Origin of the sequence: Caulobacter sp. UNC279MFTsu5.1 (assembly GCF_900114015.1) — a bacterium.
Lineage (GTDB): Bacteria > Pseudomonadota > Alphaproteobacteria > Caulobacterales > Caulobacteraceae > Caulobacter.
In genome coordinates this window covers 13,288-37,601 of the sequence record NZ_FORN01000008.1, presented here as the reverse complement: position 1 = coordinate 37,601, position 24,314 = coordinate 13,288, and the positions used below count along the sequence as shown (strand labels likewise).

The following is a 24,314-nucleotide window of genomic DNA, read 5'->3' as shown; positions in this document are numbered from 1 at the left end:
TCCATCGACGACCGCCCCAGCTCCGCAGTGGCCGGCCCAGTGAAGATCGCGAACTAAGTCAACGCCCTATGTCCAAGCTTTCCGTTGCGCCGATGATGGATTGGAGCGACCGCCATTGCCGGTCACTGCACCGGGTGCTGTCGCGCCGGGCGCTGCTGTATTCCGAGATGGTGACCAGCGGCGCGGTGCTGAACGGCGATCGCGAGAAGCTGCTGGGGTTTGACGCCGGCCAGCATCCGGTGGCGCTGCAACTGGGCGGGTCCGAGCCAGCCGACCTGGCCGCCGCCGCCAGGATCGGCGAGGACTGGGGTTATGACGAGATCAATCTGAACGTCGGCTGCCCCTCCGACCGGGTGCAGAGCGGCCGGTTCGGGGCCTGTCTGATGCGCGAACCGCAACTGGTGGCCGACTGCATGGCGGCCATGGCCGCGGCGGTGTCCGTGCCGGTGACGGTCAAGTGCCGGATCGGCGTCGACGACCAGGACCCGGAAGAGAGTCTGTTCGAACTGGTCGACCTGTCGGCCCAGGCCGGCGTCACCGGCTTCGTGGTCCACGCCCGCAAGGCCTGGCTGAAGGGCCTGTCGCCGAAGGAAAACCGCGACGTGCCGCCGCTGGACTATCCGCTGGTCCACCGGCTCAAGCGCGAACGTCCGAACCTGACCATCGTGATCAACGGTGGGATTCCGGACCTCGACGTGGCGCTGGCCCAGCTGGAGCATGTGGACGGGGCGATGCTGGGCCGGGCGGCCTATCACGAGCCGGGCCTGCTGGGCCAGGTCGACCGCCGCGTGTTCGGCGAGGACGTCGCCGATGTCGACGCGTTCGAGGCGGTCGAGCTCTACAAGCCCTACATGGCCGCCCAGCTGGCGGCGGGCGTGCACCTGGCGGCGATGAGCCGTCACATGCTGGGCCTGTTCCACGGCCTGCCGGGCGCGCGCGCCTGGCGCCGGATCCTGACCGTCGAGGGCGTGAAGCACGGCGCCGGGCTGGAGGTCGTCGACCGCGCCCTGGCCGCCGTCCGTCAGGCGGTCGACGCGCGCGAGGTCCGGGCGCTGGATGCGGTCGCCAGCTAGACCCTACGAACGCAGGACCAGGGCGCGGGGCGTGGCCTGGAAGCTGGACAGCCGGCCCAGATAGCTCATGCCCAGCAGCGAGGTCTCCAGGCCCTTCTCGACGACCAGGGCCTCGACGTCGCGCACCTGGGCGCCGGCCACCGAGACGCTGGCCAGCTTGACCGAGGCGGCGCGAGTCTCGCCCGAGGCGGTCATGACCTTGTAGCTGTAGTCCAGCGCCCGGGTGTCGATGCCCAGCCGCTTGGCGTCGGTCTGGCTGAGGGCGACGGCGGTGGCGCCGGTGTCGATCAGGAAGCGCACGGCGCGGCCGTCGACCTTGGCCTCGGCCCAGAAGTGGCCGTCGGCGGCCTTGACGATCTGGGCGGCGCCGTCGTCGGCGGTCGCCACGGCGGGGGCGGGGCCGCGCAGGTCCGGCTGGCGCAGCGCGTCCAGCGACACGACGGCCTTCGCCGCCCCAACCGCCGAGAGCGCGCCTACGATCACGATGGCCGCGAACTTGAACATCGAAGTCACCCCGCCATACAGGCTGTCTGGCCGTTTCTACGGCCGTTGCGGGGAGAATAGCCGCGAATGGGTTTTCAACCGGTGAATCGGCGACCTGTAGCGAATGGTCAAGGTTAATCAATCAATAATACATTGGCAAATTAAAAAGTTGTAATACTGTCGTTGATCAATATTACACTTGCGTAATGTGCAATATAACTTCGATTTAACTTAAAAAGTACGCTGTAACGGCACATACCGTTTCTCAACGGGAAAGCCCGCTTTGTCGAGGGAATGTGCCATGAAGAAGATCGTTGTCGCCGCCACCGTCGCCGTTTCGGCTCTGGCGTTCGCCGCTCAGGCCTCCGCCGCCGTCAGCAACCTGGACCTGCTGAAAGCTGCACGCTGCCGCGGCCTGGCCGGATCGGAAACGCTTGGCAAGCTGGACACCACCAAGATCGACGCCCTTCTGAAGACCGAGTCTTCCGCCCGCGAACTGGCCGTCCGCACGTCGATGGTCAACAAGATGAACTCGGCCCTGAAGGAAGCCAACGCAGCCGACGGCGCCAAGAAGGAAAAGCTGCTGGCCGAACGTTCCGGCGCCTGCACGGCCTGGCTGAGCGAGGCGACGACCGGCGCGGCCGTCAATACGTCGAACTAGGTTGCGCCCAGGTCGGTCGTGAGGCTGGCCATCGGGTCCGGGCGGTGAGGCAGGGCGGCCATGATCGCCGCCCGTTCCTCGTCGCTCAGGCGGGCCCAGCCGGCGATCTCCGGAAGGGTTCGTCGGCAGCCCAGGCAAAAGCCGCTCCGCCCGTCCACCGCGCAGACCTTCACGCAAGGCGTCGCGATCGGGCGGGGAGGGCGGGGCGCCGAATTCAACGTGTCGCCATCCAGGACTTTCGGGGGCGTGGCCGAGCTCATGCCCCGTATGTCGCCGTTCTGGGCGGGCCGCGCAAGGGCGGCTCGTGGCGCGGCCCCATGCGTCGACAGCGTCTGCCATCCCTCTCAAGACAAGGAGCCACCCATGCGTATCCTCGGTCTCACCCTCGCCACCGTGCTCGCCGCCTCGGCGGCCGCCCCGGCCTTCGCCGCCGACCGGGTCAGCGACAGCGAGCTCGTGCGCGCCTCACGCTGCCTCGGCCTGGCCAAGGCCGCCAATCTGGGCCCCTCGGACGCGACCGCCCTGCAAGCCTTCGTGAAGACCCAGGGCCGCGGCCGCGACCCGCTGGTCCAGAACCGCGCCGAGAACGCCGAACAGGCCGCCAGGTCCCAGGCCGGCAAGGCCAAGAACAATCTCAAGGCCGCGCTGATCGCCGAGCGCGACGGGGTCTGCAAGGCGTTGGTCGAGACGTCGTCGACCGCCTCGGCGGCCACGCCCGCCGGGGCCTGACGGCGTCGGCGCGTCGAAGCGGACTTTGCATCGGGCGCGGCCTGGCTTAAGTCCGCGCCTCATGACCGCAGCTTCTCCCTTCGACGACATCCGCAAGCTGGCCGCCGACGCGCCCGCCGTTCCGGCCTCGACCTTCGAGGGCGGGGATCGCTTGGCCGAGATCTCGGGCTGGCTGACGGCCTGGACCGGCAAGACGCCGCCGGTGGTGTTGCGTCCGGTGGTCGCCCTCTATGCCGGGGCGCGCCAAGGCGTGGGGCCGCGCGGCTGGGCCCGCGAGCGCCTGGAGGCCGTGGCCGCCGGCGGGGCCAATGTCTGCCGCATCGCCGGCGCCCAGGGCGCGGGGCTGGAAGCCTTCGACCTGGCCATCGACCGCCCGACGCCGGACGCGGTCCAGAAGGCGTCGATGAGCGAAAAGGAATGCGCCGCGACCATGGCCTTCGGCATGGAGGCCCTGGCCAAGCAGCCCGACCTGCTGATCCCCGGCGTGATCGCCGCCGAGACCGACCGCGCCGCCGGCGCCATCGCCCTGGCTCTGTTCGGCGGCGAGGCTTCGGACTGGAGCGCGGCGCCCGAACCGATCGCCGCCGCCGTAGCTCGCACCGCGGCCGAGGACGACCTGTCCGACCCGCTGCAGGCCCTGCGCCAGCTGGGCGGCCGCGAGACCGCCGCCCTGGTCGGGGCGATCCTGGCCGCCCGCGTCCAGAAGATACCGGTGCTGCTGGACGGCTACGCCGCCGCCGCCGCCGCCGCTGTGCTGCACGCGATCGATCCGGCCCTGATCGCCCACTGCGAGGCCGGCCATGTCGGGATCGCCAAAGGCCACGCCCGCCTGCTGGAGGCGCTGGGAAAACGGCCGCTGATCGCCCTGGACATCCGCGAGGAAGAGGGCGTCGGCGGGGTGACCGCCCTGGCCCTGGTCCGGCTGGCCTGCGAGGTGCGCTAGAGGTCTCGCCGGCGTAACCTGAACATTGTTTACGTTGACGCTAAGGTCATCTTTCCAAACGCTCGTTCGAACTCTAAGGTGACTCCCCGAAAGCCAAAGACGGCCCCCGCAGAGGGCCGGTTTCCGGGAGTCCGCCATGAACCTCGATTTCTCGCCTGAAGACGTCGCGTTCCGCGACGAGGTCCGCGCCTTCATCGCCGAGAACTACCCCGCCGGCCTGCGCGAGAAGCAGGAGGAGGGCGAGGAGATGGCCAAGGAAGACTTCCTGTCCTGGCACCGCATCCTGGCCAAGAAGGGCTGGGTGGCTCCGGCCTGGCCTGAGAAGTACGGCGGCCCGGGCTGGACCTCGGTGCAGCGCTACATCTGGTCGGAGGAGACCGCCCGCGCCGACTGCGTGCCGATCCTGCCGTTCGGCATCAACATGGTCGGGCCGGTGATCTACACCTTCGCCACGCCCGAGCAGAAGGAACGCTTTCTGCCGCCGACCCTGTCGGGCGACATCTGGTGGGCCCAGGGCTATTCCGAGCCGGGCGCGGGTTCGGACCTGGCCAGTCTGAAGACCAAGGCCGAGCGCTTCACCGGCGATGACGGCAAGGAGTACTACCTGGTCAACGGTCAGAAGACCTGGACCACCCTGGCCCAACACGGCGACTGGATCTTCTGCCTGGTCCGCACCGACCCGACCGCCAAGATCCAGGAAGGCATCTCGTTCCTGCTGATCGACATGAAGTCGCCGGGCGTGACCGTGCGGCCGATCATCACCCTGGGCGGCGAGCACGAGGTCAACGAGGTCTGGCTCGAGAACGTCAAGGTGCCGGTCGAGAACCGCATCTACGAGGAGAACAAGGGCTGGACCTGCGCCAAGTTCCTGCTGGCCCACGAGCGCAGCGGCATCGCCGGCGTGGCGCGCTCCAAGCGCGGCATCGAGCGCATCCGCCAGATCGCGTCCGCCGAACTGGGCGACGACGGCCAGCCGCTGCTGGCCGACCCGGCGTTCAAGCGCAAGGTCGCCGACCTGGAGATCGACCTGACCGCCCTGGAATATACCGAGCTGCGCACCCTGGCGGGTGAAGCGGCCGGCAAGGGCCCCGGTCCGGAATCCTCGTTGCTGAAGATCAAGGGCACCGAGATCCAGCAGCGGATCACCGAGCTGGTGCTGGAGGCGGCCGGGCACTATGGCGCGCCGTATTTCCGCGGCTTCCCGAACGACGGCGACAACGCCCACCCGATCGGCCCCGACTTCGCCCACCGCGCCGCCCCGACCTATTTCAACGTCCGCAAGACCTCGATCTACGGCGGCTCCAACGAAATCCAGCGCAACATCATCGCCAAGATGGTGCTGGGGCTTTGACGACCTTCCCTTCTCCCCTTGCGGGAGAAGGTGTCGCGAAGCGACGGATGAGGGGTTGGAGGTGCGTTCAGCCGCGTAGGATCGAAGCCGAAAAGCCGGCGTGACCCCTCATCCGACGTCCTTCGGACGCCACCTTCTCCCGCAAGGGGAGAAGGAACCAACAACGAGCGGCCCAGCGCCGAAGAACGAGATCCGGAGACTTCAGGGATGGACTTCAACTTCACCGAAGAGCAGTCGATGGTCCGCGACACGGTCGCGAGCTTCCTGCAGGACAAGTACGACTTCGAGACCCGCCGCAAGATCGTGGCCTCCGAGAGCGGCTGGCGGGCCGATTACTGGAAGGCCTTCGCCGAGGAATTGGGCATCCTGGGGGCTTCGTTCAGCGAGGATCTGGGCGGCCTGGGCGGCGGCGCGATCGACAACATGATCATCATGGAGGAGTTCGGCAAAGCCCTGGTTATCGAGCCCTATCTGGGCACGGTGGTGATCGGCGGCGGCTTCATGAAGCACTCGGGCTACGCCGGCGCGGCGTCGGTGATCGAGGGGATCGTGGCCGGCGCGACCACCATCGCCTTCGCCTATGCCGAGCCGCAGGCCCGCTACACCTGGCGCGACCTGAAGACCACGGCCAAGAAGGAAGGCTCGGGCTATGTCCTGAACGGCCACAAGGCCGTGGTGGTCGGCGCGCCGTTCGCCAGTCACCTAGTGGTCACCGCCCGCACCGGCGGGGCCCAGCGCGACACGGGCGGCGTCTCGGTGTTCCTGGTCGACAAGAGCCTGAAGGGGATCGTCACCCGTGACTATCCCACCGTCGACGGCGGTCGCGCCTCGGAGGTCTATTTCGAGAACGTCTCCATCCCGGCCGACGCCCTGATCGGCGAGGAGGGCGGCGGCCTGCCCCTGGTCGACAAGGTGATCGACGAGGCCACGGCGGCCGTCGGCGCCGAGGCCGTGGGCGTGCTGCGCAAGCTGCACGAGGGCACCCTGGACTACGCCAGGCAGCGCAAGCAGTTCGGCACGGCCATCAGCAATTTCCAGGTGCTGCAGCACCGGATGGTCGACATGTTCATCGAGGTCGAGCAGGCCGTGTCGATGACCTACATGGCCACCATCAAGCTGGACGAGGGCGACGACGAGCGCGCCAAGGCGGTTTCTGCCGCCAAGGTCCGCATCGGCCGGGCCTGCAAGTTCGTGGGCCAGAACGCCATCCAGATCCACGGCGGCATGGGCATGACCGACGAACTGGCGATCGGCCACTACTTCAAGCGCGCTTCGCTGATCGAGGGCCTGTTCGGCTCGGTCGACCATCACCTGAAGCGCTACGAATCGCTGTCGTTCGGACCCGTGAGCGGCAAGGCGGCCTGACGCCGTCCACGGACAACCGCTGATTGAAGCTCAAGCCGTCCGCGACACGCCGTCGCGGGCGGCGTTTTCTTTCCGGCGCAAGGCTTTGCGCGCCAAGGAAAACAAGGATTGTCCGTGCACTGAATTCGTCAGGGTTCGGATGATTTTTGTTGCAAGCCGGCCAAGCTGGCGCATGCTTTGCGTCGACGCGCTGACGACTAGGAGGGTGGGAGCCCCTGTAAGCCGCGCGCGTCTCCTGGTCCAACGGCCAAGTCTGGGAGACGCCGCCAATGAACGTATCGAAGATGAACCACGCCATGCTGTCCTTCGCCCTGATGGGCGGGATGCTGGTCGGGGGACGGCAAGCGCCGAAGCCGCCGGTCACCGAGCCCAAGCCCTCCGGCCGCAAACAGGCATGAACGAGAAAAAGGGGCGGCCCGCCTGGCGGTCCGCCCCTGTTCGTCATTTCGAGAGATGCGAGCCTACGGCTTGGCGGCCGTGTTGCAATCGGCGATGCCGGCGTCGTCCAGGTCCGCGCCGCGATAGTTGAAGCTGACGACCGCGCCGAGTTCGGCGGCGACCTTGCGGCAGGCCCGGCCGATCGGCAGCGACTTGACCTGGGGGGCGGCGCAGACGTCGCCGTTGCAGCGCCACATGGCGCCGTCCTGGATCAGGGTAGGCGCCTTGCTGGGCGCCTTCAGCTTGAGGACAGCGCCTTCGGCGGCGAAAGCGCCGGTCGCCATACCAAGAGTGGACAGGGCGGAGGCCGCGACCAGCGCGGTCATGAAGATACGCATGCTTGTTTCCTATCATCCCCTAAGGCCGACACTGGGAGGCCGGCTGTGGACACAATTGGTTGCGTTTCGCAACTAAGTCAACAAACGAACGTTTGATGTCGCCTCTTCCTGCCCGGTTTCCGCCAGCCACGCCAGCAGGATGGGCGTGATGTCGCCGGCCTGGTCCGCCACCCGCCAGCAGTCGGCCAGGGAGGGCGGGGTCAGGCCCTGGTCGATGGTGTGCCGCAGCAGCGCGAACAGCGGGTCCCAGAAGCCGGTCGGATTGTGGAAGACGATCGGCTTGCGGTGCAGGTCCAGGCGCCGCCAGGACAGGAGCTCGATGATCTCCTCCAGGGTGCCGATGCCGCCGGGCAGCACGACGAACGCGTCCGAGCGCTCGAACATCATCATCTTGCGCTCGTGCATCGAGGTGACGATCACCGTCTCGACGTCGTCGAACGGCTGCTCGCGGCCGCGCAGGAACTCGGGAATGATGCCCAGGACCTGGCCGCCGGCCGCGTGGGCTCCGCGCGCCGTGGCGCCCATCAGCCCCACGCCGCCGCCGCCATAGACCAGCTTCAGCCCGGCCCTGGCGAAATCCCTGCCGATCTCGAACGCCGCCTCGATGAAGGCCGGGTCGGCCGTGTTCGACGAGCCGCAATAGACGCAGACGGCTTTGGCGGCCTCCGCGACGGCGGCTTGGCCGCTGGACAGGTCGGGCATCGTCGTCCACTCCAGAAAATAAACAGCGCGCCGGTCCTTGTACCCAAGGGCGGCGCGCCGCACGTGAACAGCCAGGAAACGGGCCGTCGGGGCGTCGTCGGCCGTTGGATACGCCATGATCAGGATTCGCGAGATCGGTTTCAAGTCGACCTGCGCCGTCGCGGCGCTGGCCCTGCTGGCGCTGGGCGGCTGCGGACGCGAGGACAAGGGCTGGCGCCACGATCCGGCGACGGCCAAGACCGAGCCGGTTTCGTTGCTGGACAGCTATCTGAAGCCGCCGAGCGTGGCGGGAGCGGTGCGCCAGGGCGACGTCGTGGCGCTGTCGGGCCTGGCCGAGCCGCTGGCCAGCGTGAGGCTGGGCGCGCCGACCGGCGAGGCGCTGGTGGGCAAGGCCGACGCGGCCGGCGCCTGGCGGCTGGTGGCGCCCCTGGCCGCCGAGCCCCGGCTCTACGGCCTGTCGATGACGATGAACGGGCGCACCGTCCAGGCCCAGGGCTATCTGATGGTCGCGCCCAACGGCGCCGCGGTGCTGCTGCGCGCCGGGACCGGGGCCGAGGTGATGGGCCAGAGCTCGCCGTCGCCGCGCGTGCTGGCGATCGACTACGACCGCGGCGGCGGGAGCGTGGTCTCCGGCGTGGGCGCGCCCGGCGCCGGCCTGGGCGTGCGCGTCGACCGCGTCACGCGCGGCGAAGGCAAGGTCGGCGAGGACGGCCGCTTCTCGATCTCGCTCGACCAGCCGCTGGCGGGCGGAACCCACGTGATCCAGGTGGCGGGCGAGGGCGGCGAGCAACAGGTGGTCGTCGATATCAGTCCGCCCATGCCGCCCAAGGGCGGACCGGCCTCCTCGACGCTCACCGCCGCGGGCTGGCGCGTCGACTGGATGACGCCGGGCGGCGGCCTGCAGACCACCCAACTGCTGGGCGGCGCCCGGTGAGGGGCATGGCGTCGCGATCGGGGGCCGTGGCGGGCGCGGTCGCGTCCCCCGAGGTCAAGGCCAACGGCTGGAAGGCCCTGGCCGACCTGTTCAGCCTGGTGATGCGCTCCAAGGCCCCCGGCCTGCGCTGGCGCGTAACCCTGGCCCTGGTCTTCACCTTCGCCGGCAAGTTCCTGGGCGTCGTGGCGCCGTTGCTGCTGGGCAAGGCGGTCAATGCGCTGAGCGCGGGGCAGGGGGCGGCGGTGCAGGTCGGCCTGACCTTCGCCGCCCTGGCCGGCGGCTGGGCCCTGATCCGCTTCATCGCCGCCGTCGCCCCGCAGGCGCGCGACGCGGTGTTCACCCCCGTGGCCCAGGCGGCCCAGACCCGCGCGGCGGTCGAGACCTTCGCCCACGCCCTGTCGCTGTCGATCGACTTCCACCAGACCAAGCGCACCGGTTCGCTGTCGCGGGTGATCGACCGGGGCGCGCGGTCGATGGACTTCCTGCTGCGCGGCCTGGTGTTCAACATCGCGCCGACCGCGGTCGAGCTGGTCATGGCCGCCGTCGTGCTGGCCAAGGCCTACGACTGGCGGTTCGCCCTGACGGCGGTGGTCACGGTGGTGATCTACGGCGTGGTGACCTTCGCCATCTCCGACTGGCGGATCGGCCACCGGCGGGTGATGAACGAGGCCGACGCCGAGGCCGCCGGCCGCGCCGTGGACGCGCTCCTGAACTACGAGACGGTCAAGGCTTTCGGGGCCGAGGAACGGGCGGTCGACGGCTACGACGCCGCCCTGACGGCCTATGGCGCGGCCAATATCAAGGCGACCAACTCCCTGACCCTGCTCAACAGCGTGCAGTCGGCGGTGATGAGCCTGGGGTTGGGCGTGATGGCCATCCTGGCGGGCGGGGAGGCGGCCGCGGGGCGGATCGGGCCCGGCGACGTCACCGCCGCCGTGCTGATCCTGGTCAATCTGTACGGACCGCTGAACATCCTGGGCTTCGCCTATCGCGAGATCCGCCAGTCGTTCATCGACATGGAGGCCATGCTCGACCTGCGCCGGGCCAGGCCGGACGTCGCCGACGCGGTCGACGCCATCGACCTGCCGCCGGCCGCCGACCGGCGCGGCGGGGCCGTGGCCTTCGAGGGCGTGGCGTTCCGGCACGGCGCGCGCTCGGAAGGCCTGCTGGGCGTGACCTTCGCGGCCCGGCCCGGAACCACCGTGGCCATCGTCGGCCCCTCGGGCGCCGGCAAGACCACCCTGGTGCGCCTGGCCCTGCGGATGATCGATCCCCAGGCCGGCCGGGTCACCCTGGACGGCCACGACCTGAAGGCCCTCAAGCAGGCCTCCCTGCGCCGGGCGGTGGCCCTGGTGCCGCAGGACGTGGCGCTGTTCAACGACTCCCTGATGGCCAACATCGCCTTCGCCCGCCCCGACGCTTCAGAGGCCGAGGTCTGGGCCGCGGCCGAGGCGGCGGAACTGGGCGAGTTCATCCGCAACCTTCCCGAGGGCATGGCCACCAAGGTCGGCGAGCGCGGGCTGAAGCTGTCGGGCGGCGAGCGCCAGCGCGTGGGCATCGCCCGGGCCCTGCTGGCCGACCCCCGCGTGCTGATCCTGGACGAGGCGACCAGCGCCCTGGACAGCCGCACCGAGGCGGCCATCCAGGCCACCTTGCGCAAGGCGAGGGCCGGGCGCACGACCCTGGTCGTGGCCCACCGCCTGTCGACCATCGCCGACGCCGACGAGATCATCGTGCTGCGCCGTGGAAAGGTCGTGGAGCGCGGCGCCCACGCGGCGCTTTTAGACGCCGGCGGCGAATACGCGGCGTTGTGGCGACGACAGACTCGGGAGAAACCTGACAATCAGAGCGTCAGCCTGGCGGCCCGGATCGCCGACATGCCCTGATCGCGACTTAACCGTCGTGAACTGGGGCGTCGTCGATCTGTCGGCCATGGCGGTAAACAGGGGGATCCGAATGTTTGGCAAGAAACTGCTGCTGGGCGCCGTGGCGCTCATGTTGTCCGCGACGACGGCGCACGCCGCCCAGTACTGCTGGTCGGAAAAGATCAATCAGGTCGTTCTGGTGGGCGACAACATCTATTTCAGCACCGACCAGAGCTGTCTGAGTTGGTGCTCGGTTCCGACGACCTGGTCGGCCGGCGCCCGGGACCGGGCCTATTCGATGCTGCTGACGGCCAAGGCGTCCAACCGTCCCTTGAGTTTCTATTGGTCCACCGCGGCGACGGCCTGTGCCAGCCTGCCGGCCTATTCGTCTCCGGATCAGATCCTGTTCGCGTCCTAACGGCGCGCGAAAGGTTCGAACGTCCGGTCTTGTAGGGAACGGCAGACTCGCGAGAAGCCGTCCGTCGGAGCGGATGGAGCGTTGACTCCGTCGGTCGGGTGAATAGAACGAAGTAAGAACAAGAGGCGCTTGCTGTCATGCTGACGCGAAAGATCGATCGGGCCCTGGACGCCATGGCCGCCTGCAAGGACCGGGTGCCGGCCCTGCGCGAGATCTACCGCGCCGACAGCCCGGAAGGCCTTGCCCTGGGCAACCTGATGGAGGCGGTCGAGCGGGCCCAGCAGGTGCTGCAAGGCCAGGCCGCGCGGGCCGGCGAATAGGGCTTCGAGACCGTCCCCGCCGACGAATGTGGGGTGCGGCGGGGCGGTCCGCCGCTGTATCCTGCGCCCGATCCGACCTCAGGAGCCCGCCCATGCGCTATCTGCACACCATGGTCCGCGTGAAGGACCTCGACGCCTCGCTGCGCTTCTATTGCGAAGGCCTGGGCCTGACCGAGATGTACCGGATGGAGAACGACAAGGGTCGTTTCACCCTCGTGTTCCTGGCCGCGCCCGAGGACGTCGAGCTGGCCAGGGAGCGCAAGGCGCCGATGGTCGAGCTGACCTACAACTGGGATCCCGAGGACTATCAGGGCGGCCGCAATTTCGGCCACCTGGCCTATCGGGTCGACGACATCTACGAGACCTGCCGGCGGCTGATGGACATGGGCGTGACGATCAACCGCCCGCCGCGCGACGGCCACATGGCCTTCGTCCGCTCGCCCGACGACATCTCGGTCGAACTGCTGCAGGACGGCAATCTGGAGCCGGCCGAACCGTGGGCCTCGATGCCGAACACGGGGGCGTGGTAGGGGCGGGCTTCTCGCTCTCAGAACGCGCCCTTAAATCCGCTCATCCCGGCGAATGCCGGGACCCAGATGGAATGGCTCTATAGCTGACGCCAGGAGCGCCAAGCTCTTCCAATCCACCACGCCGCTTTGGGATCTGGGTCCCGGCATTCGCCGGGATGAGCGGATCGAAGCTAAACCAGCTTCACCCACGGCTCCGGCGGCTGGTACGCCGCCGCCAGGGCCTCCAGGCGGTGGGCCGGATCGTCGATGATCGCCAGCCAGGCCAGCCGCGCCAGCTCCAGCCGGTAGTCGGCCGCGTAGCCGGTCGAGAACGGGGACTGGGCGCTGCCCGGCGGCTCGGCGGCCTTGGCGTTGACCAGCTTCTGGCGGGCCAGGACGGCGGGGCGGTCGATCAGGATCTCGCCTTCGCCCGCCGCCACCCAGCCGTCGACCAAGGCGCAGGCGGCCACCGCGTGATAGACCATGACCGGCAGGACGCGCTTCTGCGGCGCCGGCTCGGCCGCCATGGTCGGCTTGACGGCGTTGGCCGGGCTGGTGATCCGGAAGGCCAGGGCGTTGGCGCCGCGCTGCAGGATGGTCTTCCAGTGATCGTTGGTCGCGCTCATGGTTAAGCCTGTATCCGCTACGCGCCGCGTGGTGAAGACCCAACGCGGCAAATGGCGCGGCGGATACAGGCTTGAACGGAAATCCCGCCTATTCGGCCGCGGCCGCGACGGGCGTCCTCAGGGCCGGATAGTCGGTATAGCCGCGACCGTCGCCGCCGTAGAAGGTGGTCGGGTCCGGGTCGTTCAGCGGCGCGCCCAGGCGCAGGCGCTCCACCAGGTCCGGATTGGCGATATAGGCCTTGCCGAAGGCGACCGCGTCGGCCCTGCCCGCGTCAAGGGCCGCCTGGGCGGTGGCGGCGGTGAACTTCTCGTTGGCGATGTAGACGCCGCCGAACGCCGCTTTCAGCGCGGCGCCCAGGCTGTCGGGGCCGTCGTATTCGCGGGCGCACAGGAAGGCGACGCCGCGCTGGCCCAGTTCCCGGGCCACGTAGCCGAAGGTGGCGGCCAGGTCGCTGTCGCCCATCGAGTGGCTGTCGGCGCGCGGCGCCAGGTGCACGCCGACTCGGCCCGGGCCGAACACCGAGGCGGCGGCGTCGGCGACCTCCAGCATCAGGCGGGCGCGGTTCTCGATCGAGCCGCCGTAGCGGTCGGTGCGCTGGTTGGAGCCGTCCTGCAGGAACTGGTCGAGCAGATAGCCGTTGGCGCCGTGGATCTCGACGCCGTCGAAGCCGGCCGCCTTGGCGTTTTCGGCCCCCTTGCGGAAGGCCTCGACCACCCCGACCACCTCCTCGGTTGTCAGGGCGCGGGGCGTGGGGTAGGGGCGTTCGGGGCGCAGCAGGCTGACATGGCCCTTGGCCGCGATGGCGCTGGGGGCGACCGGGAGTTCGCCGCCATGGAACGACGGGTCGGAGACCCGGCCCACGTGCCAGATCTGCATGAAGATGCGGCCGCCCTTGTCGTGCACGGCCTGGGTGACCTGCTTCCAGCCCTCGACCTGCTCCTGGGACCAAATGCCCGGCACGCCGGGATAGCCGACGCCCTGCGGCACGACCGGCACGCCCTCGGTGATCAGCAGGCCCGCCGAGGCGCGCTGGGCGTAGTAGTCGGCCATCAGGGCGTTGGGGATCTGGGTCGGGCCGGCCCGCAGGCGGGTCAGCGGCGCCATGACGACACGGTTGGGCAGCTCGAGATCGCCGAGGCGAAGCGGATCGAACAGAGTGGGCATGAAACGGTCCCTGAAACGGTCGCCGACCCCGCGTCGGCGTCCCGCATATCTGGTCCGCCGCTCTCAAATCGCAACTGACACAGGATCTGATTTTATTCTGACGATCATTGCAGGGAATCTGAGGGAACGCGCCGCCGGGGGCGTCCCGGGCGAGGGTTAGGGCTCGACCGGAGCGAGCGGTCCGGTCTATTCGCCTGACTTGATCCTTCGCCAAAAGAGAATCCGCCATGCCCTCCGGCCTCGCCGCCCTTCTCGACGACATCGCCGGCATCACCAAGCTGGCGGCCGCCTCGCTGGACGACGTGGGCGCCGCCGCCGGCAAGGCGGGGGTCAAGGCCGCCGGGGTGGTTGTCGACGACACCGCCGTCACGCCCGGCTACGCCATGGGCTTCACGCCCGATCGCGAACTGCCGATCGTCTGGAAGATCGCGGTCGGCTCGTTCCGCAACAAGCTGCTGTTCCTGCTGCCCGGCGCCCTGATCCTCAGCGCCTTCGCGCCGTGGGCGGTGACGCCGATCCTGATGGTCGGCGGCGCCTATCTGGCGTTCGAGGCCACCGAGAAGATCATCGAGGCCTTCGCGCACCACGAGATCGCCGGCGAGGAGACCGAGGACCTGGCGCTGAGCAGCGCCGAGCTCGAGGCGCAGAAGGTCAATGGCGCGATCCGCACCGACCTGATCCTGTCGGGCGAGATCATGGCCATCGCCCTGGCCGACGTCGCCGACAAGCCCCTGGCCGTCCAGGCCGCGGCCCTGGCGGTGATCGGGGTGGCGCTGACGGTCGCCGTCTATGGCGTGGTGGCGCTGATCGTGAAGATGGACGACATCGGGTTGCACCTGGCCCAGCGGTCCAACGCCGGAACCCGGGCCCTGGGACGCGGCCTGGTCAAGGCCATGCCGGTGACCATGGAGGCCCTGACCGTGATCGGCACGGCGGCCATGCTGTGGGTCGGTGGCGGCATCATCGTTCACGGCCTGGAGCATTTCCACCTGACCCCCGTGCCGCACTGGGTCGAGGGCGCGTCGCACTGGGCCGGCGGGGCTCCGGTGGTCGGCCCGGTGACCGGCTGGCTGGCCATGGCGGCGGGTTCGGCGGTGGTGGGGCTCATCGTCGGCGGCGCGATCGTCGGCGTTCTGCACCTGATCCCGCGCAAGAAGGCGGCGCACTCCTGAGGGGCGCTTCACGCGTTCGCCCCAGATCGTTGTCATCCCGGAGAGCGCGCGGCGCTTGTCCGGGATGACAATTATTTTTGAGCTAAGCCGCGCGGGACGCCGCTCGATAGTCGTCGATACGCCGGAGGATCGCGGCCATGGCGGCGTGGGCCGGCTGGTGGTCCTCGGTGATTCTGCCCTCGGCGAAGATCAGGGCCAGGCGGTCGCGCGCCCGGCTGACGCGGCTCTTGATGGTGCCCAGCGCCGCGCCGGTGATGTCGCTGACCTCCTCGTAGGACATGCCGGCCGCGCCGACCAGGATCAGCGCCTCGCGCTGGTCGGCCGGCAGCATGTCCAGCGCCCGGCGCAGTTCGTCCAGCTCCAGGCCCGCTGTCGGGTTGGACGTCGACACCAGGGTTCGCTCGGCCAGCTCCGGATCGAGGGCGCACGAGCGCCAGGAGCGGCGCTTTTCCGAATAGAAGACGTTGCGCAGGATCATGAAGGTCCAGGCCTTCATGTTGGTGCCCGGCTGGTAGGAGTTTCGCGAGGCCAGGGCCTTGGCCAGGGCGTCCTGGGCCAGGTCGTCGCCGTGGCTGGCGTTGCCGGTCAGCGAGCGGCCGAAGGCGCGCAGGTGTGGGATCAGGCTGACGAGCTCGCGCTCGAACGTCATGTCTTTCGCGGTGATCTGGGCCGAGGTCGGATGGGTCATGCGGTGTTCCCGTTCAGGGAATGAACGCGCTCGACCGGGTAAGGCTCCGCTTCGCGGTAAATATATTTGACCAACCGCCGGTCAAGCCTCGGCGGCGATCTGGCGCAGGGCCTGCTCGAAATACTCGGCCGGCTGTCCGCCCGAGATCAGGTAGCGGTCGTTGATCACCACGGCCGGCACCGAGCTGATGCCCGCCGCCTGCCACCGGCGCTCGGCGTCGCGGACCTCCTGGGCGTAGCGGCCCGAGGTCAGCACGTCGTGGGCGGCGTGCGGGTCCAGCCCCGCCTTCATGGCGGCGGTGACCAGCACCTCGTGGTCGGCCGGGCTCTGGCCGTCGGTGAAATAGGCGTCGAACAGGGCGCGTTTCAGGGCCTTCTGGTCGCCGACCAGGCCGGCCCAGTGCAGCAGGCGATGGGCGTCGAAGGTGTTGTAGATCCGGCTGTTCTCGTCGGTGACCATGGAGAAGCCCACGGCGGCGGCCCGGTCGTGGATGGCCTGGCGGTTGGCCGCCGACTGCTCGCGCGTCGCGCCGTACTTCTCGGCGATATGCTCGACGATGTTCTGGCCCTCGGGCGGCATGTTCGGGTTGAGCTCGAAGGGCTGGAAATGGATCTCGGCTTCGACCATGTCGCCGACCCGCTCCAGCGCCGCCTCCAGCCCGCCCAGGCCGACGACGCACCAGGGGCAGGAGACGTCGGAGACGAAATCGATCTTCAGGGGCTTGGTCATGGCGCGGTCCGTGGCGGCGAGATCCGACATATAGGCGTCAGGGCCAAGATTGCATCGGCGTGCGGGGGGCTCGGGTCCTCCTCCATAATCCGTCATTCCCGCCCTTGTGGCGGGAACCCCTCTGCCCGCCGCAGGTGCGGGAGTGTGGCGCGCCAGCGCGCCAAGGCGCTTGCCCGTCGGCTGAATCAGGGATTCCCGCCAGAAGGGCGGGAATGACGATTTCATGGGAGAGCGGCCTTACGCGCATTCGGCGAGATCGCGAACCTGGCCGCCGGAGGCCAGACATCGATCAACGTTTCTCGGAAGGGGAGAAGCTTCGAGTGCGCCTTCGCGCTCGTCGCGCGAAAGGAGGTGGCTCCGCGGGTAGGATTCGAACCTACGACCAGCCGGTTAACAGCCGGCTGCTCTACCACTGAGCTACCGCGGAACAGGTCGCCTCAGGAAGAGGCCGGGTGATAGCCGCCGATTTGACTCGGTGCAAGCGCATTCGGACAAAAAAACAGCCCGGTCGACGACCGGGCTGTGGAAAGTCAGTGATGTGGGGTGTCTTCAAGAAAGACCAGTCGAAATTCGGCTTTTATGGTTAATCAGATCTTAATTTCACCTGCGACCAAATGGCCTCCGAAGCGGCGGCTCAGGGCTTGATCGGGCCGACGGGCAGGGACCGGGCGGCCAGCGTGACGTCGGCCTTGGCGGCCGTGTCGCGCGACGAGGCGCCGAGGGCGACGGTGTAGGCGCCGGCCGCCACCGACCAGCCGTGGGCCTTGGCGTCCCAGGTGGCCAGCAGGCGCGGATCGACCGTCAGGCTGACCTTGGTGGTCGCGCCGGGCGCCAGTTCGACCTTGCTGAAGCCGGCCAGGCGCTGCGGCGCCTCCCATCCACCCGCCTTGGGCGAGACATAGACCTGCGGCACGGCCTTGCCGGTCCGCTTGCCGGTGTTGCGCACGTCGAAGCTGACGGTCAGGGCGCCGCCCTTGGCCTCGGCCTTGAGGTTGTCATAGGCGAAGGTCGTGTAGGACAGGCCGTGGCCGAAGGCGAACAGCGGCTGGTGGCCCTTCTTGTCGAACCACTTGTAGCCGACCGCCGCCCCCTCGATCGTGTAGTCGACCGCGAACAGGTCGTCGGGCTTCTTCGGGTCGCCGTCCAGCACCGGGCGGGGCAGCTGGTCCAGGGCGGCCGGGAAGGTGACGGGCAGGCGGCCCGAGGCGTCGACCGCGCCGGTCAGCACGCTGGCGACGGCCTCGCCGCCCTCCGAGCCCGGATACCAGGCCTCGACCACGGCGCCGACCTTGGGCAGCCACGGCATCAGCACCGGGCCGCCGGTCTCCAGCACCACCACGGTCCTGGCGTTGGCCGAGGCGACGGCGTCGATCAGGGCGTCCTGATCGTTCTCCAGCGTCAGGGGGCTGTCGAAGGCCTCGCCGTTCCACTGGGTGGCGAACACCAGCACCACGTCGCTGGCGGCCGCCAGCTTGGCGGCGGCGGCCCTGTCCTTGCCGTCGGCGTACTGGATGTCGGCCCCGGGCAGCCGGGCCTTCAGCGCCTTCAGGGGCGAGGAGGGGAAGTAGATCATCGGACCGGGCCAACTGGCCGGACCCTCGCCCTGCACGGCGCGGCCGCCGATCGGATAGACCTGCGACGAGCCGCCGCCCGACAGCACGCCGACGTCGGCATGGCCGCCGATCACGGCGATCTTCCTGGCCGTCGACAGCAGGGGCAGCAGGCCCTTGTCGTTCTTCAACAGCACGACGCCTTCCTCGGCGTCGGCGCGGGTGACCTTGGCGTGGGCGGCGTAGTCGATCGGGGCGATCTTGACCGGCTTTTCGACCACGCCGCTGGCGAACAGGCCGCGCAGAACGCGGCGGGCCATGTCGTCGACGCGCGCCTGGCTGATCTCGCCCTTGGCCAGGGCCTCCTTCAGCGGGCCCTTGAAGAAGGGCTGGGTGTCGAAGGCGTCGCCGGCCGATTCCTGGTCGAGGCCGGCGTTGATGGCCTTGGCGCCGGAGTGCGTCGCGCCCCAGTCGGACATCACGTAGCTCTTGTAGCCCCAGTCCTGCTTGAGGACCTTGTTGAGCAGGAAGTCGTTCTCGCAGGCGTAGTCGCCGTTGACGCGGTTATAGGCGCACATCACCGAATGCGGGTCGGAGTCCTCGATCGCGAACTGGAAGGCCAGCAGGTCGGAAGTGCGCAGGTCGGCCTCGCCGATCCTGGCGTCCAGCACGAAGCGGCCGGTCTCCTGGGCGTTCAGGGCGTAGTGCTTGATGGTCGAGACGATGGCGTTGGACTGGATGCCCTTGATCTGGGCCCCGACCATCTGACCGGCCAGCCAGGGGTCCTCGCCGCCATATTCGAAGTTGCGGCCGTTGCGCGGCTCGCGGACCAGGTTGACGCCGCCGGCCAGCATGACGTTGAAGCCCGAGGCGCGGGCCTCGGCGCCGATCATCGCCCCGCCGGCCTGGGCCAGCTTCGGGTTCCAGGTGGCGGTGGTGGCCATGCCGGAGGGCAGGGCGGTGCGCTCGCGCTTGTTGGGCTCGCCGCCCTGGGTGGCCACGCCGACGCCGGCGTCGGTCTGGAACTGGGCGGGGATGCCCAGGCGCGCGACGCCGGGCACATAGCCGGCCGAGCCGGGCAGAGCCTCGGCCACGCGCTTGTACTTGGCGCCCATGTCGGCGCCGAAGAAGCCGAAGATGACCGTCAGCTTCTCGTCCTGGGTCATGGCCTTGAGCGCCAGGTCGGCGCGCGTGTCGGCGTCCAGTTTCGGATCGAGCCAGGGACGGGCGGCGGGCGCGGCCGGCGCCTGGGCGCAGGCGGTGGAGGCCAGGACGCCGGCGGATGCGCCGAGCATGAGGGCCAGGGCCGGACCCCGCCAGGACTGTCGGTTCATAGTACCTCCCATTTGGTTGGCGCGGGCGAAGAGGGCTCGGCCGCGCGGATCGGATTTCTGCTCTAGCCGGCGCGGACCGGGCCGGTGGATTCGCGGATCACCAGGCTGTGCTGGGTCAGGATGGTCGCCGCCGCCTTGCCGAGCGCCGCGTTGGCGCTCCAGGCGTTGAGGGCGGTGATGGCCCGCTGGGTCATCTGGTCGAAGGGCTGGCGGATCGTGGTCAGGGAGGGCCAGATCGCGGCGGCGATCGGCGCGTCGTCGAAGCCGACCACCGACAGGTCGTCGGGCAGCTTCAGGCCGCGACGCTGGGCCTCCATGCAGGTGGCGGCGGCCATGTCGTCATTGGCCGCGAAGATGGCGGTCGGCGGATCGTCCATGTCCAGCAGGGCCTGGGCGCCGGCCAGGCCGCCCTTGAAGCTGAAGTCGCCGGGAACAATCAGGGCGGGATCGGGTCGCGGCTTGCCGGCGGCGGCGTAGGCCTCGTTGAAGCCGTTGCGGCGCAGGGTGCTGGCGGCGTGGTCGGGATGGCCGGCGATGTGGCCGATCCGTTCGTGGCCCAGGCTGAACAGGTGCTCGACCACCTCGCGGGCGGCGGCGCGGTCGTCCATCACGATGCTGGGCGACAGAGAATCGGGGCTGGTCGGCGAGATCAGCACGCAGCGCACATCGTGCTCGCGCAGCAACGCCTTCAGCGGCGCGAAATCGCATTCGGGCGGCAGCAGCACCATCTCGCGAATGCCGCCCTCCGTCACGAAGGCGCGGATGCGGTCCTGCCAGCCGGCCAGGTCGCCCTCGACCAGCTCGGCCGACAGGTGGCGGCCGTTCTGCAGGCACGCGACCATCAGGGCATGGTGGATGCGGGTCTGGTAGCCGCCGCTGGGGTCTCCCATCAGGATGCCGACAGCCGGGGCGGCTTGGGCGCGCAGGCCCCGGGCCACGGCGTTGGGATGGTAGTCCAGCGCCTGCATGGCGAGGCGCACGCGCTCGCGGGTTTTGGCGCTGACGCTCTCGTGGTCGTTCATCACCCGCGAGACGGTCTTGGGCGACACGCCCGCCCGCAGCGCCACATCGTGGATCGTCGCCATGACCTTGTCGCACCCAGACTCAAGTAGTCGCCACGCGTTCAACCATCCTGGTCGCCGCCCGCCCCGTGGCCAAGCCATAGCTCAGTCCGACAGCGATGTCATGCGGTGGGACATAATTTGTCTAGCATGGACATTGATTGGGACACCATCGGTCAAAACTGGACATTTCAGATCGAGGGTTTGGCTTCCGTAAGGGAAGCTTTCCGACCGAATCTCAGCGTGTCGGGCATAACTTTGGCTTGCATAGCTTGGCCTTGCATCTTTCAGAGATGGCGGTGTTCTGCGGCAGAGCGATAAAAATACTTAGAAAATCCAATACATAAATGAACTCTGGTCGGGTTCCGCCCTGCGTCGACGAGCCTCCGGGCGGGGCCTGTTTCGCGTGGTCCGATCGTGGAATGACAACGTTGACATTTCGATTGACACGAACGGGACATTTGTCGATCTTGAGTCACGGCTGGGGAGGGCGTGAGCCAGCGTGGGCGTCGAGGGGCGCCGGGTCGCCAACGGACTTTCGCTTGAAAACGGGGCTCGCCGGGCAGGCTGGGGATCCCCGACGGCAGGCGAAGCGAAGACGCAGCCCGCGCCGAAACAGGCCGGGTCAAGAACGGCCATAAAAACCTTGGGGAGCGAAGACCTTGTCCAATCCACCAAATCCGTCCGCATGGACCCGGGGCATGACCCTGGCGCTGCTGGCCGGCGCCTCGTCCATGGCCCTGGCCACGGGCGCCCACGCCCAGGCCGCGGCGGACGAGCCCTCGCAGGTCGAGGAAATCGTCGTCACCGGCATCCGCGGCTCGCAGATGCGCTCGGTCGACGTCAAGCGGCGCGAAACCGCCCTCGTCGATGCGATCTCCTCGGAAGACATCGGCAAGCTGCCCGACACCACCATCGCCGACTCGCTGCAGCGCATCCCGGGCATCCAGATCAAGCGGGACGCCGGCGAAGGCGCGACGATCAACATCCGCGGCCTGGCCCAGGTGATCACCCTGCTGAACGGCGAGCAGTATCTGAGCGCCGGCAACATGGGCTCGGCCCAGCCGAACCTGCTGGACGTGCCCGCCCAGCTGATGAACTCGGTCGTCGTCTACAAGTCGACCGATCCTCGCAACGCCCTGTCGGGCATCAGCGGCACCGTCGACCTGCGCACCCGTCGTCCGTTCCAGATGGAGGAGGGCCTGCACTTCGCCGGCGGTCTCGAGGGCCAGCGCGGCGAGCGCACCAAGGATGACGACTACCTGATCAACGGCCTGGTCAGCTGGCGCAACGACCGCGTCGGCCTGATGATCGCCGCCGCCAAGAGCGAGGCCAACCTCGGCAACAACTCTTCGGGCGTCGTCGGCCTGTCGGGCAACAACGACTGGGGTGGCTCGGCCGCCAACAACTTCATCTCGCCACACGGCTTCGAAAGCTTCCACCGCGAGCAGGAACGCAAGCGCCTGGGCGTCAACGTGGCCTTCGAGGCCGACCTGGGCGAGGGCTTCACCCTGGTGGCCGAGGGCTTCTACGCCAAGCTCGACGAATACAACCGCGCCGCCGGCATCAACATCTCCAACCGCTGGGACGGCGGCGCCTTCGGCGTCTGGACCACCCCGACCGTGTTCGAGAACGCCGGCGTCAGCAGCCCGCCGCCTCCGGCCGGCAACGGCCGTCCTTGGCTGGCGGTCGATGAGTACGACATCAACGCCTGGTGGGTGAACAGCTTCTCGGTGAACCGCACCACCAAGTCGGAAACCAAGAACTACAACCTCGAACTGAAATACGACAACGGCGGCGCCTTCACGAGCGAAGTGCGAGCCGTGCGGGCCAGCGGCAACCGTCTGAGCATGAACGGCCAGGCCCAGGGCGACCTGAGCAACTGGCAATACGCGGACGGCCGGTTCAACCTGTTCCGCAATGCGGCCGACCGCACGCGCGGTCCGTTCTATCCGGCCGCCATCTGCGCCCAGTATCCGGCGTCGCAGCGCAGCAACGCCGTCGTCGGCAGCGCCGGCGGCTGCTACCTGAACCCGAACCCGCAAGGCTACGGCGCCAACCCGCAGCTGCACTACAACATCGGGGGCAACAAGGCGATCTGGAGCGGCTTCGACCGCCCGCTGGTCGGTGGTCTGGGCGCGGGCAAGACGCTCAAGGACTACATGGCCAACAAGGACAGCTACGCGATCGGCGCCTTCTCCTCGGAAGGCAACAACGAGGTCGACTCGGACATGAACGTGTTCAGCGCCGCTGGACACTACCAGTTCGACGACAAGTTCCTGGGCTTCATCACCAAGATCGACGCGGGCGTTCGCCAGAGCGATCGAACGGTCAATGTGGAAGCCTTCCACCTGTTCTCGCCGTTCTATGGCGGCACGCCGGGGGCGGTTCAGGCCAACGGCACGCCCGTGCCGGCCGCGGGCTGCTTCGCCCAGTGGAAGGCCATCGACGTGGTCATGGACCAGAACCAGTGCCAGGCGGGCGAGTTCGTGCCGAACCCGGCCGGCGGCGCGCCGGTCTTCCAGGGCTACACGGTCAACCGTCCGACCAAGATCGACGCCTACAACAACGTCATCTGGATGGACGACCTGGGCTCCATCACCCAGGGCATCCCGGGCTTCTGGGTCGTCGACCCGCATGACTTCGACGACGTGAAGTCGTTCCAGGAGAAGGTGTTCGGCGCGGCGGTCCGCTATCAGATCCCGGGCGTGACCTATGACGTGACCTTGAAGGAGCAGAGCGCCTACGGCTCGGCCAACTTCGAGATCGGCAAGCTGTCGGGCGATGTCGGTCTTCGCGTCATCCAGACCCACCTGCTGGTGAAGCAGAACCTGACCGGCGACACCCAGAACTACGGCGACACCAACCTGGATGTCGGCGACACGGTCACCAGCCGCAAGTACACCGACTGGCTGCCGTCGTTGAACGCGACCTACGACTTCGACGAGCACCTGAAGCTGCGCTTCGCCTATTCCAAGACGATGCAGCCCCTCGACCTGCAGAACTATGGCGGCGGCCTCAGCATCGCCACCGCCGACTGCGGCACCAAGCCGGGCCGCTGCGTGACGGGCGCCAGTTCGTCGGGCAACCCGCAACTGGATCCATGGCGGTCGACGAACTTCGACGCGGCGGTCGAGTATTATTTCGGCCGCGCGTCGATGGTGAACCTGTCGGTGTTCAAGCTGAAGATCGACAGCTTCGTCACCGGCGGCACGACCCGCGGCACCTTCAAGGACCAGGACGGCACGCCGCGTGAAGTGAACGTCACCCAGCCCATCCAGGGCGACGGCGGTTCGGTGAAGGGTCTGGAAGCCGGCACGAAACTGGCCTTCAGCGACCTGCTGCCCGATGGCGGTTTCTTCTCGAACTTCGGGGTCGACGCCAACGCCACCTACTCGCCGAGCTCGGAGTCGCGTCTTGGCTATGACGGCAAGAAGCTGCCGTTCACCGATAACTCCAAGTACCAGTACAATCTCGTGGGCTGGTATCAGGACGACAAGTGGCAGGCCCGCGTCGCCTACAACTATCGGACGGACCGCCTCAACAGCGTCACGGGCAGTGTCGGCGGCAATCTGGCGGTCTTCCAGGACGCCACCGGCTTCGTCGACGTGAACGTCAGCTACAACGTTCGCGACAACGTCACGGTCTACTTCAACGGCTCGAACGTGACCGGCGAGATCGAGAACTACTACGTGCGGTTCGCCGAGGGTAAGACCCAGTACTTCAGCCAGAACCAGTTCGAGCCGCGCTACACCCTCGGCGTCCGCGCCAAGTGGTGACCCGGACTTAAACCCTTTCCCTGGGCCGCTGCGATCCCCTGTCGCAGCGGCTTCTTTTTCCAGGCCGGGCGGTTAGCATGA

At 68.4% G+C, this 24,314-nt stretch carries 23 protein-coding genes, 1 tRNA gene and 1 pseudogene; 14 read left to right on the top strand and 11 right to left on the bottom strand.

Annotation, left to right across the window (positions count from 1 at the left end; translation table 11 throughout):
• Positions 1 to 68: 68 nt before the first annotated feature.
• Positions 69 to 1,073 carry a tRNA dihydrouridine(20/20a) synthase DusA gene (dusA, locus tag BM066_RS06640; RefSeq protein WP_089925670.1) on the top strand — a complete coding sequence of 335 codons (1,005 nt, stop codon included), beginning with the start codon at positions 69 to 71 and terminating at the stop codon, positions 1,071 to 1,073.
• Between the two features lie 3 nt (positions 1,074 to 1,076).
• Here the strand turns inward: dusA and BM066_RS06635 are convergent, their stop codons facing one another.
• Positions 1,077 to 1,577: a TIGR02281 family clan AA aspartic protease gene (locus BM066_RS06635; protein WP_089925667.1), complete on the bottom strand. Its 501-nt coding sequence runs from the start codon at positions 1,575 to 1,577 to the stop codon at positions 1,077 to 1,079.
• 280 nt (positions 1,578 to 1,857) lie between these two features.
• On the opposite strand from BM066_RS06635, the gene BM066_RS06630 reads away from it, so the two are divergent.
• The gene (locus BM066_RS06630; protein ID WP_089925664.1) at positions 1,858 to 2,217 is read left to right on the top strand and encodes a hypothetical protein; all 360 of its coding nucleotides are present in this window, start codon (positions 1,858 to 1,860) and stop codon (positions 2,215 to 2,217) included.
• Here the strand turns inward: BM066_RS06630 and BM066_RS06625 are convergent.
• On the bottom strand, positions 2,214 to 2,477 hold the full coding sequence (locus BM066_RS06625) for a DUF1289 domain-containing protein (RefSeq protein ID WP_369823229.1): 264 nt from the start codon (positions 2,475 to 2,477) through the stop codon (positions 2,214 to 2,216). The genes BM066_RS06630 and BM066_RS06625 overlap by 4 nt on opposite strands.
• 103 nt (positions 2,478 to 2,580) lie before the next feature.
• Between BM066_RS06625 and BM066_RS06620 the strand changes: the two genes are divergently transcribed.
• From BM066_RS06620 to BM066_RS25880, 5 genes and pseudogenes are all read left to right on the top strand, one after another.
• A complete protein-coding gene (locus tag BM066_RS06620; RefSeq protein WP_089925661.1) occupies positions 2,581 to 2,946 on the top strand; it encodes a hypothetical protein in 366 nt (121 codons plus the stop codon).
• A 61-nt stretch (positions 2,947 to 3,007) separates the two neighbouring features.
• On the top strand, positions 3,008 to 3,889 hold the full coding sequence (locus BM066_RS06615; RefSeq protein ID WP_089925658.1) for a nicotinate-nucleotide--dimethylbenzimidazole phosphoribosyltransferase: 882 nt from the start codon (positions 3,008 to 3,010) through the stop codon (positions 3,887 to 3,889).
• Positions 3,890 to 4,025: 136 nt separating this feature from the next.
• Complete coding sequence (locus BM066_RS06610) at positions 4,026 to 5,240, top strand: acyl-CoA dehydrogenase family protein (RefSeq protein ID WP_089925655.1); 1,215 nt, start codon at positions 4,026 to 4,028, stop codon at positions 5,238 to 5,240.
• A 207-nt stretch (positions 5,241 to 5,447) separates the two neighbouring features.
• Positions 5,448 to 6,605 (top strand): acyl-CoA dehydrogenase family protein, encoded by a 1,158-nt coding sequence (locus BM066_RS06605; protein WP_089925652.1) that lies wholly within the window; start codon positions 5,448 to 5,450, stop codon positions 6,603 to 6,605.
• A gap of 253 nt (positions 6,606 to 6,858) precedes the next feature.
• A pseudogene (locus tag BM066_RS25880) lies at positions 6,859 to 7,003 on the top strand (hypothetical protein).
• 63 nt (positions 7,004 to 7,066) lie between these two features.
• On the opposite strand, the gene BM066_RS06600 reads toward BM066_RS25880, so the two are convergent.
• A complete protein-coding gene (locus BM066_RS06600) occupies positions 7,067 to 7,381 on the bottom strand; it encodes a CC_3452 family protein (RefSeq protein WP_089925649.1) in 315 nt (104 codons plus the stop codon).
• A 72-nt stretch (positions 7,382 to 7,453) separates the two neighbouring features.
• A complete protein-coding gene (locus BM066_RS06595; RefSeq protein ID WP_089925873.1) occupies positions 7,454 to 8,083 on the bottom strand; it encodes an LOG family protein in 630 nt (209 codons plus the stop codon).
• 115 nt (positions 8,084 to 8,198) lie between these two features.
• Here BM066_RS06595 and BM066_RS06590 point away from each other — a divergent pair, with 115 nt between their 5' ends.
• The 5 genes from BM066_RS06590 (at position 8,199) to BM066_RS06570 (ending at position 12,150) form a co-directional block, all read left to right on the top strand.
• Positions 8,199 to 9,017 (top strand): hypothetical protein, encoded by an 819-nt coding sequence (locus BM066_RS06590; protein ID WP_089925646.1) that lies wholly within the window; start codon positions 8,199 to 8,201, stop codon positions 9,015 to 9,017.
• Between the two features lie 5 nt (positions 9,018 to 9,022).
• Complete coding sequence (locus BM066_RS06585) at positions 9,023 to 10,903, top strand: ABCB family ABC transporter ATP-binding protein/permease (RefSeq protein WP_089925643.1); 1,881 nt, start codon at positions 9,023 to 9,025, stop codon at positions 10,901 to 10,903.
• Positions 10,904 to 10,973: 70 nt separating this feature from the next.
• Positions 10,974 to 11,300 (top strand): hypothetical protein, encoded by a 327-nt coding sequence (locus tag BM066_RS06580; RefSeq protein ID WP_089925640.1) that lies wholly within the window; start codon positions 10,974 to 10,976, stop codon positions 11,298 to 11,300.
• Between the two features lie 137 nt (positions 11,301 to 11,437).
• Positions 11,438 to 11,620 carry a hypothetical protein gene (locus tag BM066_RS06575; RefSeq protein ID WP_089925636.1) on the top strand — a complete coding sequence of 61 codons (183 nt, stop codon included), beginning with the start codon at positions 11,438 to 11,440 and terminating at the stop codon, positions 11,618 to 11,620.
• 92 nt (positions 11,621 to 11,712) lie between these two features.
• Positions 11,713 to 12,150: a VOC family protein gene (locus BM066_RS06570; RefSeq protein WP_089925633.1), complete on the top strand. Its 438-nt coding sequence runs from the start codon at positions 11,713 to 11,715 to the stop codon at positions 12,148 to 12,150.
• Positions 12,151 to 12,320: 170 nt separating this feature from the next.
• Here BM066_RS06570 and BM066_RS06565 read toward each other — a convergent pair whose 3' ends face one another.
• Both BM066_RS06565 and BM066_RS06560 read right to left on the bottom strand, forming a co-directional pair.
• Positions 12,321 to 12,755, bottom strand: coding sequence for a hypothetical protein (locus BM066_RS06565; RefSeq protein WP_089925630.1), 435 nt, complete (start codon positions 12,753 to 12,755; stop codon positions 12,321 to 12,323).
• A gap of 88 nt (positions 12,756 to 12,843) precedes the next feature.
• A complete protein-coding gene (locus BM066_RS06560; protein WP_089925627.1) occupies positions 12,844 to 13,920 on the bottom strand; it encodes an alkene reductase in 1,077 nt (358 codons plus the stop codon).
• A gap of 227 nt (positions 13,921 to 14,147) precedes the next feature.
• Between BM066_RS06560 and BM066_RS06555 the strand changes: the two genes are divergently transcribed.
• Complete coding sequence (locus tag BM066_RS06555) at positions 14,148 to 15,092, top strand: DUF808 domain-containing protein (protein WP_089925624.1); 945 nt, start codon at positions 14,148 to 14,150, stop codon at positions 15,090 to 15,092.
• Between the two features lie 82 nt (positions 15,093 to 15,174).
• Here BM066_RS06555 and BM066_RS06550 read toward each other — a convergent pair whose 3' ends face one another.
• From BM066_RS06550 to BM066_RS06525, 5 genes are all read right to left on the bottom strand, one after another.
• Positions 15,175 to 15,780, bottom strand: coding sequence for a sigma-70 family RNA polymerase sigma factor (locus BM066_RS06550; RefSeq protein WP_089925622.1), 606 nt, complete (start codon positions 15,778 to 15,780; stop codon positions 15,175 to 15,177).
• A gap of 81 nt (positions 15,781 to 15,861) precedes the next feature.
• Positions 15,862 to 16,509 (bottom strand): DsbA family oxidoreductase, encoded by a 648-nt coding sequence (locus BM066_RS06545; RefSeq protein WP_089925870.1) that lies wholly within the window; start codon positions 16,507 to 16,509, stop codon positions 15,862 to 15,864.
• A 352-nt stretch (positions 16,510 to 16,861) separates the two neighbouring features.
• Positions 16,862 to 16,936 (bottom strand) — tRNA-Asn (locus BM066_RS06535).
• 207 nt (positions 16,937 to 17,143) lie between these two features.
• Positions 17,144 to 19,393 carry a beta-glucosidase gene (locus tag BM066_RS06530; RefSeq protein ID WP_089925619.1) on the bottom strand — a complete coding sequence of 750 codons (2,250 nt, stop codon included), beginning with the start codon at positions 19,391 to 19,393 and terminating at the stop codon, positions 17,144 to 17,146.
• Positions 19,394 to 19,455: 62 nt separating this feature from the next.
• Complete coding sequence (locus tag BM066_RS06525) at positions 19,456 to 20,478, bottom strand: LacI family DNA-binding transcriptional regulator (protein ID WP_089925617.1); 1,023 nt, start codon at positions 20,476 to 20,478, stop codon at positions 19,456 to 19,458.
• Between the two features lie 677 nt (positions 20,479 to 21,155).
• Between BM066_RS06525 and BM066_RS06520 the strand changes: the two genes are divergently transcribed.
• The gene (locus tag BM066_RS06520) at positions 21,156 to 24,233 is read left to right on the top strand and encodes a TonB-dependent receptor (protein ID WP_089925614.1); all 3,078 of its coding nucleotides are present in this window, start codon (positions 21,156 to 21,158) and stop codon (positions 24,231 to 24,233) included.
• Positions 24,234 to 24,314 lie beyond the last annotated feature (81 nt).